Raw genomic sequence first — 17,200 nt, forward strand, 5'->3', positions numbered from 1 at the left:
GCTATTGACCGAATATTGACTTCGTTTTTACGCTAAGGACACCCAATGACCACGAACAGCCTGCGGCACTCGGCCATTTCTTTAATGGGGTGGTTGCTTTTGAGCTTTGCCGCCGCGAGTGTGGGCGGTATTGCAGCCATTGAAGCGCAGGATTTTTACAAGTTGTTGCAGCAGCCCGCCTGGGCGCCGCCGGGAAAAGCATTTGGCCCGGTTTGGACGCTTTTGTATGCCATGATTGCGGTGGCGGCTTGGCTTGTTTGGCTTAAACGAGAGCACCCCTACGCGAAAAAGGGGCTTGTATTTTTCCTGTTGCAGCTCATAGCTAATGCATTGTGGTGTTGGCTTTTCTTTGCCTGGAAAATGGGGGGGCTAGCGTTTTTAGATGTAGTGGTGTTGTGGGGGTTATTGTCGGTAACGGTTTACTATTTTGTATTCGTTAATCGTTGGGCCGCGGTGTTGATGTTGCCTTGCTGGGGGTGGGTGACGTTCGCCGTTGCTTTAAACTTAGCCGTTTGGCAGCTTAACCCGCAAAGTTTGTAATCCACAGTCAGGTTTCCCTACTCCCTCGTGCTTATCTTATAAGACTATACTGTGGCCTTCTGGTGAGCCTCTTTCTTGGGGGGCGTAAACTTCATCGTGATTTATTTTATTTAAATGTGCAAAAGGATATTGGTTATGAATGCTTCCGTTATTGCTCGTCTAGCGCATCTTACCTTTTCGTTATTTATCGCTACTATCTCTTATCAGGCCGTAGCGGAGGAACCTCTACCATCGTGGAATAATACCGCGGCTAAAAAGACCATTTTAGACTATGTTGAAAAAGTGACCACACCGGGTACGGACAGTTTTGTGCCTGCGGAGGAGCGCATTGTAACCACTGATAACGATGGTACTTTGTGGGCCGAGCAGCCGGTGTATTTCCAGCTTTTATTTGCACTGGATAGAATTAAAACACTCGCCGCAGATCATCCACAATGGCAAGACACTGAGCCATACAAAAGTGTGTTGGCTGGAGACCTTAAGCAGTTGGCCGCAGGTGGTATGGAGGGAGTGGCAAAAATTATTGCTGAGACCCATACGGGGATGAGTCAGGAGGAGTTTGCCGCTATTGTGAGTGAGTGGCTGGCGACGGCAAAACACCCTGCGACGGGCAAAGCGTACACGGCAATGGTTTACCAGCCTATGCTGGAGCTAATGGACTATTTTCGCGCAAATGATTTCAAGGTGTTTATCGTCTCTGGTGGCGGCATAGACTTTTTACGTGTGTTTGCCGAAGAACTCTACGGTGTTCCTCCAGAGCAGGTGGTCGGTTCGACCTTGGAAGCAAAATTTGAAATGCAAAATGGAGTTCCAACTGTTATCAAGCAGCCAGAAATCAGTTTAGTGGATGATAAAGCGGGTAAGCCGGTTGGTATTTCGCGGCACATTGGCCGTCGCCCGCTGGTGGCAATGGGTAATTCAGATGGCGATTTACAAATGCTGCAATACACCACTATTGCCCGTAATAAAGAAGATACCCTGCCTCGACTTGGGATTATCATTCATCATACCGATGCCAAGCGCGAGTACGCCTATGACCGAAATTCGCACATTGGTCAGTTGGATAAGGCCTTGGATGAAGCACCTCAGCGTGGTTGGTTGGTCATCGATATGAAAGACGACTGGCAGCAGATTTACCCGTAATTGTGAAAGTCGGCGGTGTGCAAACACGCCGCCGAACTGTTAGGCTAAATAAAGAAGTCTAACCGCCCTCAGGATGGATCTATGAGTGAACAATCGAGTAAACCCGCTTCAACGGTTCTGGTTCCGGTATTCATTCCCGCCGTTGTTGTTATTTTCTTATTAGTCGTGGGTACGATCAGTAACCCCGATTTAGCCGCCAATGTTTTTGATTCAACACTGTCTTATATAACCAGCACATTTGGTTGGTTTTATATGCTGTCGGTGGCATTTTTTCTGGTGTTTATCGTCGGTATAGCGATGACCAAGTGGGGCAATATTAAGCTTGGCCCCGACCACGCCGATCCGCAATACAGTTTCCCCGCCTGGTTCGCCATGCTGTTTTCAGCGGGCTATGGTATTGCCCTTTTGTTTTTTGGGGTCGCGGAGCCAGTATTGCATTATGCATCACCACCCGAAGGGGCTGCCGAAACCGTTGGTTCTGCGAAACAAGCAATGCAAATTGCATTTTTCCATTGGGGTTTTCATATCTGGGCTATTTATGGCTTGGTTGGCTTGGTGTTGGCGTACTTCGCCTTTCGTCACGGCTTGCCGTTATCCATTCGCTCGGCGCTGTATCCACTGGTAGGAGACAAAATTTACGGTCCTATTGGCCACGCGGTAGATGTCTTTGCCATTCTTGGCACTATGTTTGGTATTGCTACCACCCTGGGGCTGTCGGTTACACAAATTAATGCGGGTATCAATTATCTTTGGCCCGACATTCCCGTCAGTAACACGGTGCAAATTATCACCATCGCCTGCATTACCGGTTTGGCCATTTTCTCGGTAGTTGCCGGTATGGACAAAGGCGTTAAGCGGCTGTCCATTTTGAATATGGTGCTGGCTATTTCGCTGATGGTGTTTGTCTTTATCGTCGGCCCCTCGGTTCATATTCTGGAAACCTTCCTACAAAATACCGGCAGTTATTTAAATTTCATCGTCGAGCGTACCTTCAATTTAGAGGCGTATTCCCGCAGTGACTGGATTGGTAACTGGACATTATTTATTTTCGGCTGGACTATTGCCTGGGCACCGTTTGTGGGCTTGTTTATCGCCAAAATCAGCCGCGGCCGTACCATTCGTGAATTTGTGGTGGGGGTGATGCTGGTACCATCACTGTTTACTTTTTTATGGTTCTCGGTATTTGGCGATACCGCGCTTAATGAGATTATGAATGAGGGCTATACCGCACTTATTGGCGATGTGCAAAATAATCAGGCGATTGCGCTGTTTAAACTCTATGAAGTATTACCGCTGACCTCAATAGTCTCTTTTATTACGGTACTGCTTATTATTACCTTCTTCGTTACTTCATCTGACTCTGGGTCTTTGGTGATTGACTCCTTGGCTTCTGGCGGTGCATTGCACACCCCGGTTTGGCAGAGAGTATTCTGGGCTACAGCCGAAGGGGTTGTGGCGGCTACCTTATTGTTAGCCGGCGGCTTGAGTGCGCTGCAGACGATGACCATTGCCAGTGCTTTGCCGTTCAGCTTAATTATGATTGTTTCGGCGGTTGGGATGTGGCGCGCTCTGGTGATTGAAGGGCACCATCAAAGCAGTTTGAAAACCGATATTCACACGCGGTTTACTGGAACCAATGGGCGCGGCTTATGGCGGCAGCGGTTGCATGGCTTGGTAACATTCCCCACTTGCGACGAAGTGCGTGAGTTCATGGATACCACAGTCAGTAAAGCCATGCACCGCGTAGAGCGTGAACTGGTGAAAGAGGGTTGGCAGGCCCAAGTGCATACGGATGAAGAAAATCAGCGTATTTATCTTGAGGTTATCAAAGAAGAGCATGTTGATTTCATTTACGAAATTCGAATGTTGGATCATGCACTTCCAGATTATGCTTATCCGGAAATGCCACGTGAAGATGAAGAGCAGAAGCTTTATTATCGCGCTGAAGTGTTTTTACGCAGAGGTGGGCAGTCGTATGATGTTTACGGTTTTGATCAGCAAGATATCATTACCGACATTTTAGATCAGTTTGAAAAGCACCTGCACTTTCTGCATATTTCCACGGCGAGTTTGCCTTGGCGTATGGAAGAGCATGACGATATGCTGGCAACGCCACCTGAACCACCTGAAGACGAAGCTGGCGTAAATAATAATTCGGAAGATCCCCGCACGCCATCAGCAAGCTAGGAGGCCGGCTGTGAACGCAATCCGTTATTTGGTTCTGACATCTTTCTCTACGCTGGTGATGACAGCATCAGCGGATGAGGCTGAAAAAGATTTACAGGCGCAGATTGAAGCTCTGAAACAGAGAATCGAGGTGCTGGAAAGCCAGCAGTCTAAGGTTGTTGAGCAAAATCTTGAGCTGGCTGAGCTTCCGGCAGAGCGAAAAGAAGCCGCTGTGATTAACAAAGTCGAAGAGCCTGCTATCGATATTGGTGGGGCGCTTCGCTTTAATTTGATTTATCGCGATGACGTGGATGCGTCAGTGGGGAAGAAAGGCGAGAGTGGCCTGGACGTTTTTCGCTTTAATGTCGATGGCAAAATTGATGATTTTTTGATTTCTGCTGAATATCGTTTTTACGCTTACATGAATGTCATTCATCACGGTTGGGTGGGGTACGAATTTGAAGATCAAAGCCAGCTGCAGCTGGGCATCAGTCAAGTGCCCTTTGGTTTATTGCCCTACGCATCGCATAACGCCTGGTACGGTGTACCTTACTATGTGGGCTTGGCAGATGATTATGACATGGGCATCAAGTATGTACGCAACGATGGTCCATGGAGTTCACAGCTGGCATTTTATAAAAACGAAGAGCTGAATGACGCTACGAACTTAGATCGCTATGGTTTTGATTTGGTTCGTGTCGACGAGCAGCAAAACGAAGAGACCAACACGGTTAATGGCCGTCTGGCTTACACTTTTGGTTTGGACTCGGGGTGTGAAACTGAGCTGGGGGCATCAATAGAAGCGGGGCAGATATACAATACCACCACCGACAGCAGCGGCGACAGATACGCAGGTGCGGCACACCTTGACAGCCGTTGTGGTCGTTGGAACTTCCAGCTTCAGGGGACTACCTACGAATACGATGCCAAAGATCCTTCTGGAGTAGATCCATCTACAGTCAGAGTAGGGGCTTTTGCCGGTAGTTACGATATCGACAGCGACGCCGATGTAATGGTGGCCAATGTCGCTTACAACGTGCCATCACCCTGGCGTCTTATCGATAGCCTGACCTGTTACAACGATTATTCCCGTCTCAGCAAATCCATTGCCGGTGCGGTGGATTCTGAAATTAATACGACCGGCTGCGCCATCGGTAGCGGCCCTATATTTACCTACGTCGATTATATCCTGGCGAAAAATATGCCTTACTTTGGCGCGGGTTCATTGGCTGCTGGCGGTGAAGACGATTGGCAGGGGCGCTTCAATATTAACATCGGGTATTACTGGTAATTGTTATGCGTATGCGAAGTTTATTGGCCGGATTTCTGGCCAGTGTTTTCAGTACCGCCATCTCGGCAGAGACTCTGAATGTTGTCTCTTGGGACGGCGCTTATGTAAAAAGCCAAATTTTGGGTTATATACGGCCGTTCGAACAGCACACAGGGCACCGTGTGAATGTGTTGCAGTACACAGGCGGTATTGATGAAATTCGCAGTCAGGTTCGCTCTTGGAATGTTTCTTGGGAGGTTATTGACCTGGAGCTTTACGACGCCATTCGCGCCTGTAAAGAAGGGTTGTTGGAAACTATCAGCCTAGAGGATATGCCCGCAGCGCCAGATGGAACATCTGCGACAGAAGATTTTGTAAATGGTCAGGTAACACCCTGTGGTATCCCTAATATTGCCAGTGCAACGGTAATCAGCTTTGATCCAAGCCGTTTTCAAGCTCCGCCAAGCAGCGTGAAAGATTTTTTTGATCTGAACAAATATCCCGGTAAGCGTGCGTTACGTAAAACTCCGCAAGGTAACCTTGAGTGGGCATTAGTTGCCGACGGAGTACCCGCTGACAAAGTCTATGATGTTTTATCCACTGAAGATGGCTTGAGCCGAGCGTTTGCGGTGCTCGATCGTTTGAAACCGAATTTGCTGTGGTGGGAAACCGGGCAAGAGGCTATTCGGTTATTGGAAACGGATCAGGTGGTGATGTCTTCGGCGTACAATGGTCGTGTTGGTGCGGCCATCGATCGCGGCGAATCTTTGGACATTTTATGGGATAACCATATCTGGTATTACGATGTGTGGGCGATTGTAAAAAATGGTCGCAACCCTGGTTTGGCGTTGGACTTTATTCGCTTTGCCAGCAAAACCGAAAGCCTGGCCGAGCAGGCCAACTATATAACCTACGGCCCGATGCGCCATTCGGCAGTTGCTATGCTGGATGAATCGGTGCGTAATCGATTGCCAACCTCTGAGGCACATCTACAAAATGCGATTGAACTGGACTCTAACTGGTGGTCTGAAAATTTAGGCCGAATCGAGCGTCGGTTTGATCGTTGGGTAGAGCGGTCGGTGATGGTGCCCAAAGCTTTGCCGAGATAATACGATGGTGTGAAGCGCTCTTTCTCCGACGTGTTAAGTTCTTCTAATTGCCCAGGGACGGGCGAAAATTAAAGCCAATGTTAATGTAGCCACTGCTGCTCATGGCAAAGTCGGGTGCTTCCCAGTCGCCGCTATTCACATCGACGCTTAGCCCCTTTAACCCACCTACACCGGCTTCTAGTTCTAACCAAAAATGGCGGTGTACGCGTTTTTCTACCGACAAACCCAGGTCCCAATTATCCATCACATAATTGAACTGATCGCCATCCGTATTCAATTGCCACGAGTTTCCTGCAGGAGCAAGGCCAAAACGAAACAACCAGTCATCGCTTGGGGCGTACATGACAGCAGGCCAGGGCATGATCGCACTCAGTGTCCAGCGTTCGTTAAACTGATAAGAGGCGCCTAGGTAAGGCAACACCAAGCTTGAATGATCGCTGACATCGAAATACAAACCATAAGCCCACCACAGCTTGTCGGTTTGGGTATAGCGAGCAAAACCTCCGCCCATTAACTCCCAGCTCCATTGTGCATCGTTGCTGTCGGCTTTGTGACCCAAAGGCATTAAAAAACCGCCGGTTTGCCAATCTTTGCTGCGTTGATGAAGCCAGCCCACGGGCAAACCAACAGACAGCACTTGCAAGTCATTGTAGTGCTCGGATTCGGGAGAAAGTTTCGACCAACTAATCCATTCACCCAGCAGTAACGCGTCGCGGTTACTCATTAAAAACGGTACTACAGCCCCTTGGCTGATGGCCTGTTGCGAAAAGCTTAAGGTGCGACCATCGTCTAAAGTGACGTCGCTGTCTTGATAGTGGCGGGCGCTGGCGAAGGCTAATGGTAAGAAAGGAACGTTTGAATCGGAGCGACTGAATACAATATCACTGGCGGCAAATTTTTCTGCCCATTCGGTCATAATGCCTGCGTGGGTGTTAGCCGATACAGCACCGGTAAGAAGGAGGGTTAAACGTAAAGTGAGTGGTGTCGTTCGTGACATAGCAGTGCCATAAAAACTGAGTAGTCGTGCATTGTGCACGACTACCCGTTAGGCATCTACTGTGCGGTGTTGCTCAGTACAATCCGATAGTGCGCCTTGCCATCGCGCAAGGCGGCAATCGCCTCGTTAATTTGGCTCATGGGGTAGGTTTGCGTCGTCGGTTCAATCTTGTGAAGCGCGGCGAAATCCAGCATTTTTTTAATGGTCGCAGGGCTGCCCACTGGTGAGCCGGAAACCGAGCGCTGTGCTCCGATTAAGCCAAATACGCCTAACTCTATGGGCTCTAAGGTTGCACCCACGAAATGCAGACGCCCCTTTGGGCTGAGGGTGTTTACATAGGCGTTCCAGTCCAGCTTAACGTTGACGGTGGACAGAATTAAATCGAAATAACCCGCGGCATTTTCCAGGGCTTCACTGCTTTTTGAATCCAGCGTTTTGTGGGCACCCATCTCTAAGGCTTCGGCTTTTTTGTGCTCACTGCTGGTAAACGCGGTAACCTCACAGCCCCAGGCATTAAGGAATTTAACCGCCATGTGACCCAGGCCACCAATACCGATAATGCCCACTTTGGCGGTAGGGGGTAAATCAAACTGCACCAGGGGGTTGAACACGGTAATGCCGCCGCAAAACAGCGGGCCTGCGGTGTCTGGGTTGACGCCATCTGGAAGGGCAACCACGGCTTTTGCCTGGGCGCGCACTTTATCGGCAAAGCCACCGTGGTGACCAGCGATGGTGGGCTGGGCGCTGGCACACAGGTTGTGGTCGCCCGAGTTGCAGGTGTGGCATTCGTTGCAGTAGCCACTGTGCCAACCCAGGCCCACTTTTTGGCCGACCTTTAGTGTGCTGACATTACTGCCTACAGCGTTAACCGTGCCTATAACTTCATGCCCAGGCACAAAGGGGTATTGAGTAAAGCCCCACTCGTTATCCAGCATGCTCAGATCACTGTGGCACAGGCCGCAGGATTCAACATTAATTTCTACTTCATCGGCGGCCAGGGGGCCTGGATCATACTCGAAAGGTGTAAGTTCTTGCCCGGCTTCTTGGGCGGCGTAGGCCTTAATCATGCTTCCTCCTGAATTGGCTGTGGTGGTCACCGAGATAAAAAATACGGTGACAAGGGGGTGATCGAATTAATTATGGTATCTTGAAGTGGCTGAAACAATGCGTTATTTAGAAACCCACTGTTATGAATTTGGAAACAATAGATTTTAAGTTACTTCGTATTTTTGTCGCCACGGCACAGCAGCTGAGCTTTACCCGTGCGTCGGAAGAACTGGCTGTGCCGAAATCCGCTGTCAGCAAAGCGATTCAGCGCCTTGAGACTGAGCTGGGCGTATCACTGTTTGAACGCTCATCGCGGGTGGTGCGCTTGACCGAGCCTGGCGTGATTTTACTCAGCCGGGCGCGCTCGCTGCTCGAAGAGGCCTCGCTGATGTTCACGGATGTGCAGAGCAGTCATCGACGCGTCAGTGGGCAACTACGCTTGGCGGCACCACCGGCCTTGGGCCGCTATATCGCTCGGGACTTATTGCCGCAGTTTCTCGATGCTTGGCCTGAGGTGAATGTCACGCTTAAGCTCTCTTATGATTACGAAGACTTGTTTCGTGAAGGATTGGATTTGGCCTTTCGGATGGGGGGGCCGAGGGATGAAAACTTAATTGAGAAAAAGCTTGGCTACGCCAACCGTGTACTGGTGGCATCTCCTGATTACATTCGCCGCTATGGCGCAATCTCGGAGCCTCAGCAACTGCCCGCGCATCGGTGCCTGCAGGTTTTTGATCGCCCCTTTGTGGACTGGACGTTAACTCGTGGAGCTGCTGCCCATACGGTGACTGTGCCGCGGGTATTCCAATGCAGCGATATGGAAGCGCTGAAAAGCATGCTGTTGGCGGGTACAGGGGTTGCTCAGCTGCCTTGGTTAGTCGTGCGTGAAGAGGTACAGCGAGGGGCGTTAGTTGAGCTTTTGCCCGGTTGGGTCAGCAGTGGTATGAGTATTTCGGCCGTGTACCGCCTGGGGGTGAATAAGCCTGCAAAGCTCGCGGAGTTTCTGTCTCTGTTGGATCAGAATCTAACATTGTTTAATTTGCAGCGGGACATGTGATAACCGGGCGCTATAAACAAAAAAGCCCCGCACATGGCGGGGCTTTTTTTAAGCGGGTTGCGGCTTACTTCTTCTCAGCTGCTTCGCGCTCTTTTACCTTGGCAATCACTTCTTCGGTGACGTTCTGTGGGCATGGAGCGTACTTAGAGAACTCCATAGAGAACTGACCGCGACCAGAAGTCATGGTACGCAGGTGACCAATGTAGCCGAACATCTCTGACAGAGGTACTTCTGCCTTGATACGCACGCCAGTGGCGTTTGGCTCTTGGCCGCTGATCATACCGCGACGACGGTTCAAATCACCGATCACATCACCTACATGATCTTCCGGGGTGAACACGTCCACTTTCATCAGAGGCTCCAGCAGCTGCGGGCCAGCTTTGGGCATAGACTGACGGAAAGCGCCTTTCGCGGCGATTTCGAAGGCTACCGCCGAGGAGTCAACCGCGTGGTAAGCACCGTCGAACAGCTCGATGTCTACGTCCAGCACAGGGAAGCCAGCCAGTGGGCCTTTTTCCATCATGCTCTTAAAGCCTTTCTCAATGGCCGGGAAGAATTCTTTCGGCACGTTACCGCCCACAACGGAAGAGCTGAAGGTGAAATCAGAGTTCGGCTCGCCGGGCTTAATGCGGTAGTCGATTTTACCAAACTGACCCGAACCACCAGATTGCTTCTTGTGGGTGTAGGAGTCTTCGATTTCCTGAGTAATGGTTTCGCGGTAAGCCACCTGAGGCTGACCCACTTCCATTTCCACGCCGTAGGTGCGCTTCAGGATGTCTACTTTAATGTCCAGGTGCAGCTCGCCCATACCTTTCAGAATGGTTTCGCCAGAGTCCTGGTCGGTCTCAACCTGGAAGGATGGATCTTCAGCAACCATTTTACCAATGGCGATACCCATTTTTTCGGTAGAGCCTTTGTCTTTTGGCGCAACCGCGATAGAGATAACGGGATCCGGGAACACCATGGCTTCCAGAGTACAAGGGTGCTTAGGATCACACAGGGTGTGACCGGTTTGTACGTTCTTCATACCCACGATGGCGATAATGTCACCGGCTTGCGCGTGGCTCAGCTCGTTACGTTCGTCGGCCTGCATTTCCACCATGCGGCCCACACGCTCGGTTTTACCGGTGAACGAGTTGAGGATGGTGTCGCCTTTGTTCAATTTACCGGAGTAAATACGAACGAAGGTCAGGGCGCCGAAACGGTCGTCCATAATTTTAAACGCCAGGGCGCGGAAGGGCTCGTCGGCGCTTACAATGGCTTTCTCGCCAGTTGGGTTACCTTCTTCGTCAGTCAGATCTTGTGGATCTACTTCGGTCGGAGCGGGCAGGTAGTCAACTACGGCGTCCAGAACCAACTGCATACCTTTGTTCTTAAAGGCAGAACCACAGAAGGTGGGGAAGAAGGTCAGATCGCGGGTGCCTTCACGGATACAGCGCTTCAGGTCTTCCTCAGAGGGCATTTCGCCTTCCATGTAAGCCATCAGCAGGTCGTCGTCGGCTTCCAACGCGGTTTCGATCAGCTCTTCGCGGTAGGCTGCAACGTCGTCTTTCATATCTTCAGGGATATCTTCAACGCTGTAGTTTTCTGGCTGACCTGAGTCGTCCCATACGTAGGCCTTCTGGCTCAGCAGGTCAACCACACCTTTAAAGGTGTCTTCGCGGCCGATAGGCAGAGTCATAACCAGTGGCTTGGCGCCCAGAACGTTGCGGATTTGATCAACCACGTTGAGGAAGTCAGCACCGATACGGTCCAGCTTGTTGACGAAGATAATACGGGCTACCTCGGATTCGTTGGCGTAGCGCCAGTTGGTTTCTGACTGGGGCTCAACACCACCAGAACCACAGAATACGCCGATACCGCCGTCCAGTACTTTCAAAGAGCGGTACACTTCAACGGTAAAGTCAACGTGCCCAGGGGTGTCGATCACGTTAAAGCGGTGACCTTTCCACTCACAGGTAACGGCAGCGGACTGAATGGTAATGCCGCGCTCGGCTTCCTGCTCCATGAAGTCGGTGGTGGATTCACCCTCGTGCACTTCACCCAGCTTATGGATTTTACCGGTGAGCTTAAGGATACGCTCGGTGGTGGTGGTTTTACCCGCGTCTACGTGGGCAAAGATACCGATGTTTCTATATAAACTAAGGTCTGTCATGTCGATACTCGTTGATCTAGGCCAAAAATTGGACGGCATTGTACAGCGAGCGAGGCACCAATTGCCAATGGCAATTGGTCTTGAAAGTCCAGCTTTTTACTATTTTGTTCAAATTCGTCCCTCCTTCCTTGAGTTTCAATAGTTCTAGTGTATGGAGTTTGAGGTTTCGATAGTGGTTGTGGTGGCTTGGCTCTCTTTTGGTGCGTAAGGCTCGCTGCAATAAACACGTTACTCCAACTTGGTGCGAAGCCGAACATTATCAGCGCTTGCGTCTCAGCTGTTAGGTGGCAGGGAGTTGGTACGATTCCTGCTGACACCGTTGTCATTTACGTGTAAAGGGTCCGTCCCGGTGAATGCTGTATTGATATGAGAGAAGAGACAGCCTTGAAGTCACAGAGAGAGTTTCCCCCGGGTACGCAGCTGCAGCAGTACTTCCCCTGTTATCAGCCGATTATTGAGTTGGAAACTGGTCGTGTGGCAGGAAGCGAAGCTCTGGCGAGGTCTCAAAATGATGCAGGCGGAGTGGTGTCGGCTGCCGGTATTTTTTTTGATGAGAGTCACAGTCAGGACTGGGTGCTCAGTGTTGATAGATCAATCCGCTATCAGGCGTTAAAAAAGTTTGCCTTGCGGCCTGATTCGGGTTTTTTAGCGTTAAATATTTCTCCTGTATGGGTTGATCGCCTACCGGATACCCATGTTATTCCTACGCTACAAATGATTGATGAGCTGCAGGTTGATCCAAAACGTGTGGTGTTGGAGGTGACCGAACGCAGTGGGAATTTGGATAACCTGAGACGTTTAACCCGTGAGTATCAGCGTCATGGAATACGGGTTGCTGTGGACGACTTTGGATCTGGTGCGTCACAGGTGGATCGCATTATTGCGCTGGAACCTGATTTGATAAAGCTGGACATGAGCCTGTTTAAGGCTGCGACAAGCGGCGGTGCGGCTGCCGACATTGCTTTGGCTACCACCGCCATGGCGATGAGAGCTGGCTGTCAGATCGTCTGCGAAGGGGTTGAAACGGCCGATGAGTTTGACTTTGCCGTGGAGTGCGGTGCCGATATGGTGCAGGGGTGGCTGTTTGATGCTGCTTTGCGCGAAGTGGCCTGTGGTTCGGCTTACGTGGAGCAAATGCAAGAGTTGAAATCGCATTATTTGCAGCGTAAAGCGGCCAGTCACAGGCGGGCTTATCGTCATCAACTGGCTGTCGAGCAGGAGGCTCGCAAACTTAAGACCTGGTTAAACTCATCTGATAAAACAGGCGATATACACCAGGCTCTGTCAGCCAATGCGCTGCATAATTTAGGCGTTTTGAGATTGTATTGGTGTAATTATGAGGGCACTCAAACTTCGCCTAACTTTGAGTTGGGTTATGAAGGTTTTATTCCTGAGCAGGTCTATTTAGGGCGGAACTGGAGTCACCGACCGTATTTTCCCAAGTTAATAGGTATTCGCGGAATGGCTCAGGAACAAATTGTGGTATCCGATATTTATCGTGATATTCGCAGTGGCGATATGTGTAAAACGTATGCGCTTGCGCTGTCGGATACCCACATATTGTTATTGGATGTGCTGGTGAATGACCAGGTACTGTTTGTTCGTTAAGGCAAGCTTTGGGCAATGTCCAGCATAGGGGCAATCCACAGTTGGTCTTGCTGTTGCCTTAGGTAGTCCAGCAGCTGGTTATGGGTTTCTGTGTCCACATTCATCGAGTGTTCACCGCCCACGCCGTGAAACAAAAACACCAGTAAGCCTTTTTCGCCAATGGCGGTATTTACCAGCGCTTTCAACGCTTCGATACTCTGGCCGTTGACCACATGCGACGCGATATCGTAGCGGTCTGTTTGCGCGGCTGGTGGAAAGCCTGGCACAACGCCGCGTGCTCCGACAAAGAGAGGCTTTATGGCGTCTACATACGATTCACCGCCCGCTGTCATGTCCCCACAGGGGTAAGCGTAAGTGCGTTTGGTTTTGCCGTCGACCGCCTGTAGCGCGGTATTGGCGACCTCTAAATGACGCACCATGCGGTCTACGCTCCACGTGGATAAATCCTGCTCTGATGACACCCAGCTTCGACCGGCTCCTTGTCCATTACACGGGTGAAACAAGGTGTGATTGCCCAGCTCATGGCCATTAGCGGCGGCGCTGCGCCATTCGTCAATTCGCTGAGAAAAACCTTGAGAGGCCAGGGTGATATAAAACGTACCTTTGAGGTTGCGTTGGTCCAGCGCGGGGATGACCGTATCGAGGTGAACATTTAAAGAGTCATCATAAGTAAGAACTACAGCGGCGCTTTTGCCGTTCCACTGTGATTCTGCCTGGCCCAGACTTGCGCAAAGTGAGAGCGATAAACCAGTAACCCAGGAGATGAAGATGCGCACTTTGAATTCCTCTGTTTTGTTATTGAGTTGTTATTGGGGCAGCAGAATAATTGAGCACAAACGGTGCGCCAAGTGCGCAAATGTTAATGATTGAAAAGGAGGCGGCGTGAAGCCTGTTGCCATTTTAAATACCGATACCATACCCGATGAGCTTGCCAGTGTGCACGGACAGTATCCGGATATGTTTATCCACAGCCTTTGCGCTATAGAGCCTGCACGGGAATTTGTTCGCTTTGACGTGAATAAAGGTGAGTTTCCTGAGGCGCTAGAAACGTTTTCAGGCGTTCTGATTACCGGAAGCCAAAGCGCCGCTTACGATACGGACAAGTGGATTCATCGTCTGCAAAGCACCATTCGTGACCTCGTAAGGCTGCAAATTCCTTTAGTGGGCATTTGTTTCGGGCATCAAGTTATTCATCAGGCGCTGGGCGGTGTGGTGCAAAAAGCGCAAGGCGGCTGGTGCGTAGGTATTCATAAAAATCAGCTAACGGCGTCGGTAACTGGCGTTGGCGATAAGGGCCGCGAGCTTAAGCTGCTATCCAGTCATCAGGACCAAGTAATTGCTCCAGCGCCTGATGCAGAAGTGTTGGCCAGCACGGCTTTTTGCCCCGTGGCAATCACTCGCATAGGCGAGTGTGTATTAACGCTGCAAGGGCATCCGGAGTTCACCCGTGAGTATGCATTGGCGCTGATGAACAAGCGCAAACAGGACATTGGTGAGAAAGTGTATCAACGGGCACTGGCATCGCTATCAGCGCCTTTGGATGATGAACTTGCCCTGAGCTGGATGCTGCGGGTTCTGTCCGGCGCCGAGTCAGAAGCGCGATAAGATTATTGATGGCGCGATGAGATTTCTGCCAGCAGAGTTTTTCGATTTGGCATTTTTTCTACGGCGCAGCCTAAGGTCGCGCGTGGCATAAAGGGGCCTTGGCGACGAAGGTAGTTCTCGGTGAGTTCGCCGTGGTGCTGGCCTGTCACTTTCAGCAGCCAGCCGATACTTTTTTGTACATGTTCATGCGGATCGTATAACAGCGTATTGCAGTTAGAAAAAATCAAATCGGTGTTTAGCCGGTAGTGATCTTTGCCTATTTGTCTATCGACAAACTTGACCCAAGCCACATTGCTTGCTCTGCGACACCAGGGGCTGGGTGACAACGCCCAGGGTTGAATGGTGTTAATCAGGTGTGGCCTGGCGAGAAAAAAGGAATAAATGGTTTTCAGACACAGATCGTCAACCAAAGACCAGTTGTCCGCATAATGTTCGAGCCAGAACCTAAAAGTTTTTAGCAGGTTGTCGTCATAGCTCTTTTTTACCCATCGGTTTATCAAACCGAAAGCTAACAGCTTCTCTTCATTGTAGTTTGCATGCTGCAGCACGTGCTCTGTGATCTGCAGCACATCCTCGCTGTTTAATTCAGCGTGACTGGAGTAAAAATCGTTAATGACCTGTCGTATTTGCGGTGCGGTAACGCCTAGCAGAGCAACGTTGTGTGAGAAATACCGCTGTAAAGAAGACTTTTGAGCGGCACTTTGGTGGCGCCTGAGCAATTTGGTGAGTGAGTTCGCGTATGTTAGGGTCACATTCATCGTCTAGCGCCTGAGTTTTTTGTAGATTTTATGAAAGCGTTGGTGAAAGTTACAGATTGTTTTAATTTTTTTGGTTCAGAGTCAAACTTTTTCAAACAAATCAATCGCTTGTAAAGTCGGCATGGTTGCTGCGTTTACATAGCTGACATTGTCAGCTTGAGTGCTGCTAAAAATTCTAGGCATAAAGTTTTAGACATTTAAGATCATTCTGGAAAACTGGAGTTAACTATGAAACTTTTAAAATCATCAAAGCTTGTAAAGTCATCGCTGATGAGTCTGGCGCTGGTGTCAGGGCTTGCGGCGGGTAATGTTTACGCTCAGGAGCAAAAACCTCAAGCGCCCGCGACGCCAGCTATGCCACAACAGGCGGCTCCCACCTTGGAGGTGAGTGATGCGCAAATTGATGAGTTTGCCGATGCTTACGTTGCCGTGCAGGGGTTGAGTCAAGAGTATCGCGCCAAGTTACAGGGTGCCGCGGAAGACCCAGAGCAAACCCAGCAGCTGCAACAGGAAGCGCAGGGGAAAATGAAATCGGCGATTACGGATTCCGGCTTGGAGTTGGTTGAGTATCGTCAGATTGCACAGGCTGCCAATCAGAGCGAAGAGCTGCGTAACCGCATCGCCGCGGCTATCTCCGAAATTACTGGCCAAGGTCAAGAGACCGAAGCCGAAAGCTAATCTTCTGTCTATTAACCTGCCATTAAGAGACTCGTCCTGAGTCTCTTAATTGTCGCCCTGTAAAATCTGCGAAATCCCTTTATTTTACAGGGCTCGCGCTCGCCTTCGGCAGCGTCGGCGCCTCCAGCGGTTTTCCTTATTTCTCCCTTGCTAGCAAAGAATCCGCTATAGTGAAGCGCGTGCACAGGAATAGTGTGCGTTTTAAAAAAACGATAATTAAAGCTAAAGAATCGAGAAATTTACCATGCGCATGCTGTTTCTTATTGTGCCCTTGTGTTTCAGTGTGGGGGCTGTTGCGAGTCCAGCGCCTCTTTCAAATGAAAGCTCCCCAGAGTCCTCTAAGGTGGCCACCGTGATGCCCGCCACCGAAGTAGAACATTTTGCATTATGGGGCGATTCTAACTTCAGTACTTTTTTCTATGACACGCGCGTGGATTTCTCGCGTTACGATAAAGCGATTTTCTTTCCCATGACATTTGATCGAATGGCGCTTTCGAATCATTCGGATGAAGAGTTTAGAGCGTCATGGAATAAATCGTCGTTCGATGAGATGGATAAGATTTGTCAGTTTTTTGATGACTATATTGAGAAAAAATTTTCTCGCTCAAAGGTTCTTGAGTCAACCCGTACCGGTGGCCCTAATGTATTGGCGATTGAGTTTCGCATGAAAGATTTTATGCCGACGTCTATGCGCCGTGAGGATGCGCTGGGTACAGTCGGTCAGTCAAATAACAATATGGGCGTTGGTGTGCTGACCTTTCAGGCGGTGTTGGTTGAGTCGCAAAGCGGTAATTTGGTTGCCGTTATTGAAGATGGTATGGAAATTAAGTCCAGCTCTTACTCGGTGGATGATCGGGTAGGGCGTAACCTGGCCTGGAAGCGCTCGTTTCAGAGGGTGGTGACGGATCTGCATAAAGACATTGAAGAAATGCAGAGCCAGAGTGCACAATAAAGACGCTCTCTGGTGTGTAATAAAGTACTTTCACATGACATGGGCTTCGGTACCTGCATAGGGCTTTTTTGAGTGGGCGGAGACGAAGCGGATGCACAGAGAGCCGGTACTGGTG

15 protein-coding genes are annotated in these 17,200 nt (G+C 50.1%); 10 read left to right on the forward strand and 5 right to left on the reverse strand.

Annotated features, from left to right (window positions below; all coding sequences use genetic code 11):
- The first annotated feature begins 45 nt into the window (after positions 1 to 45).
- The 5 genes from D568_RS0101495 (at position 46) to D568_RS18860 (ending at position 6,228) form a co-directional block, all read left to right on the forward strand.
- Positions 46 to 540 (forward strand): TspO/MBR family protein, encoded by a 495-nt coding sequence (locus D568_RS0101495; protein WP_020207789.1) that lies wholly within the window; start codon positions 46 to 48, stop codon positions 538 to 540.
- Between the two features lie 135 nt (positions 541 to 675).
- Complete coding sequence (locus tag D568_RS0101500) at positions 676 to 1,683, forward strand: HAD family hydrolase (RefSeq protein ID WP_020207790.1); 1,008 nt, start codon at positions 676 to 678, stop codon at positions 1,681 to 1,683.
- Between the two features lie 81 nt (positions 1,684 to 1,764).
- Complete coding sequence (locus tag D568_RS0101505; RefSeq protein WP_020207791.1) at positions 1,765 to 3,870, forward strand: BCCT family transporter; 2,106 nt, start codon at positions 1,765 to 1,767, stop codon at positions 3,868 to 3,870.
- Between the two features lie 10 nt (positions 3,871 to 3,880).
- Entirely contained in the window at positions 3,881 to 5,140 is a 1,260-nt protein-coding gene (locus D568_RS0101510; protein ID WP_020207792.1) for a porin, read from the forward strand.
- Between the two features lie 5 nt (positions 5,141 to 5,145).
- Positions 5,146 to 6,228 carry an ABC transporter substrate-binding protein gene (locus tag D568_RS18860; RefSeq protein WP_020207793.1) on the forward strand — a complete coding sequence of 361 codons (1,083 nt, stop codon included), beginning with the start codon at positions 5,146 to 5,148 and terminating at the stop codon, positions 6,226 to 6,228.
- A 43-nt stretch (positions 6,229 to 6,271) separates the two neighbouring features.
- On the opposite strand, the gene D568_RS18865 is transcribed toward D568_RS18860, so the two are convergent.
- The gene (locus D568_RS18865) at positions 6,272 to 7,225 is read right to left on the reverse strand and encodes a DUF6268 family outer membrane beta-barrel protein (protein WP_157497592.1); all 954 of its coding nucleotides are present in this window, start codon (positions 7,223 to 7,225) and stop codon (positions 6,272 to 6,274) included.
- Positions 7,226 to 7,281: 56 nt separating this feature from the next.
- Entirely contained in the window at positions 7,282 to 8,292 is a 1,011-nt protein-coding gene (gene ahr / locus D568_RS0101525) for an NADPH-dependent aldehyde reductase Ahr (protein ID WP_020207795.1), read from the reverse strand.
- A 122-nt stretch (positions 8,293 to 8,414) separates the two neighbouring features.
- On the opposite strand from ahr, the gene D568_RS0101530 reads away from it, so the two are divergent.
- Positions 8,415 to 9,329: a LysR family transcriptional regulator gene (locus D568_RS0101530; protein ID WP_020207796.1), complete on the forward strand. Its 915-nt coding sequence runs from the start codon at positions 8,415 to 8,417 to the stop codon at positions 9,327 to 9,329.
- 64 nt (positions 9,330 to 9,393) lie between these two features.
- Here the strand turns inward: D568_RS0101530 and fusA are convergent, their stop codons facing one another.
- Positions 9,394 to 11,484: an elongation factor G gene (fusA, locus tag D568_RS0101535; RefSeq protein WP_020207797.1), complete on the reverse strand. Its 2,091-nt coding sequence runs from the start codon at positions 11,482 to 11,484 to the stop codon at positions 9,394 to 9,396.
- Between the two features lie 384 nt (positions 11,485 to 11,868).
- Here fusA and D568_RS18870 point away from each other — a divergent pair, with 384 nt between their 5' ends.
- Positions 11,869 to 13,092 (forward strand): EAL domain-containing protein, encoded by a 1,224-nt coding sequence (locus D568_RS18870; protein WP_020207799.1) that lies wholly within the window; start codon positions 11,869 to 11,871, stop codon positions 13,090 to 13,092.
- Here D568_RS18870 and D568_RS0101545 read toward each other — a convergent pair.
- On the reverse strand, positions 13,089 to 13,868 hold the full coding sequence (locus D568_RS0101545) for a polysaccharide deacetylase family protein (RefSeq protein ID WP_020207800.1): 780 nt from the start codon (positions 13,866 to 13,868) through the stop codon (positions 13,089 to 13,091). The genes D568_RS18870 and D568_RS0101545 overlap by 4 nt on opposite strands.
- Positions 13,869 to 13,974: 106 nt before the next feature.
- On the opposite strand from D568_RS0101545, the gene D568_RS0101550 reads away from it, so the two are divergent.
- Positions 13,975 to 14,697 carry a glutamine amidotransferase-related protein gene (locus D568_RS0101550; protein ID WP_020207801.1) on the forward strand — a complete coding sequence of 241 codons (723 nt, stop codon included), beginning with the start codon at positions 13,975 to 13,977 and terminating at the stop codon, positions 14,695 to 14,697.
- 2 nt (positions 14,698 to 14,699) lie between these two features.
- Here the strand turns inward: D568_RS0101550 and D568_RS0101555 are convergent, their stop codons facing one another.
- Positions 14,700 to 15,455, reverse strand: coding sequence for a DNA alkylation repair protein (locus tag D568_RS0101555; RefSeq protein ID WP_020207802.1), 756 nt, complete (start codon positions 15,453 to 15,455; stop codon positions 14,700 to 14,702).
- Between the two features lie 228 nt (positions 15,456 to 15,683).
- Between D568_RS0101555 and D568_RS20845 the strand changes: the two genes are divergently transcribed.
- Both D568_RS20845 and D568_RS0101565 read left to right on the forward strand, forming a co-directional pair.
- The gene (locus D568_RS20845; protein WP_020207803.1) at positions 15,684 to 16,133 is read left to right on the forward strand and encodes a DUF4168 domain-containing protein; all 450 of its coding nucleotides are present in this window, start codon (positions 15,684 to 15,686) and stop codon (positions 16,131 to 16,133) included.
- Between the two features lie 244 nt (positions 16,134 to 16,377).
- Positions 16,378 to 17,085: a DUF3313 domain-containing protein gene (locus tag D568_RS0101565; RefSeq protein ID WP_020207804.1), complete on the forward strand. Its 708-nt coding sequence runs from the start codon at positions 16,378 to 16,380 to the stop codon at positions 17,083 to 17,085.
- The last annotated feature ends 115 nt before the right edge of the window (positions 17,086 to 17,200 follow it).

The organism is Gilvimarinus chinensis DSM 19667 (assembly GCF_000377745.1).
In the GTDB taxonomy this organism is placed as follows: domain Bacteria; phylum Pseudomonadota; class Gammaproteobacteria; order Pseudomonadales; family Cellvibrionaceae; genus Gilvimarinus; species Gilvimarinus chinensis.

Excerpts from the sequence above, each read along its gene's own strand:
- D568_RS20845 (WP_020207803.1), top strand. The coding sequence starts at position 15,684 with ATGAAACTTTTAAAATCATCAAAGCTTGTAAAGTCATCGCTGATGAGT.
- D568_RS0101505 (WP_020207791.1), top strand. The coding sequence starts at position 1,765 with ATGAGTGAACAATCGAGTAAACCCGCTTCAACGGTTCTGGTTCCGGTA.
- fusA (WP_020207797.1), bottom strand. The coding sequence starts at position 11,484 with ATGACAGACCTTAGTTTATATAGAAACATCGGTATCTTTGCCCACGTA.
- D568_RS0101500 (WP_020207790.1), top strand. The coding sequence starts at position 676 with ATGAATGCTTCCGTTATTGCTCGTCTAGCGCATCTTACCTTTTCGTTA.
- D568_RS18865 (WP_157497592.1), bottom strand. The coding sequence starts at position 7,225 with ATGTCACGAACGACACCACTCACTTTACGTTTAACCCTCCTTCTTACC.
- ahr (WP_020207795.1), bottom strand. The coding sequence starts at position 8,292 with ATGATTAAGGCCTACGCCGCCCAAGAAGCCGGGCAAGAACTTACACCT.
- D568_RS0101565 (WP_020207804.1), top strand. The coding sequence starts at position 16,378 with ATGCGCATGCTGTTTCTTATTGTGCCCTTGTGTTTCAGTGTGGGGGCT.
- D568_RS0101530 (WP_020207796.1), top strand. The coding sequence starts at position 8,415 with ATGAATTTGGAAACAATAGATTTTAAGTTACTTCGTATTTTTGTCGCC.
- D568_RS0101555 (WP_020207802.1), bottom strand. The coding sequence starts at position 15,455 with ATGAATGTGACCCTAACATACGCGAACTCACTCACCAAATTGCTCAGG.
- D568_RS0101495 (WP_020207789.1), top strand. The coding sequence starts at position 46 with ATGACCACGAACAGCCTGCGGCACTCGGCCATTTCTTTAATGGGGTGG.
- D568_RS18860 (WP_020207793.1), top strand. The coding sequence starts at position 5,146 with ATGCGTATGCGAAGTTTATTGGCCGGATTTCTGGCCAGTGTTTTCAGT.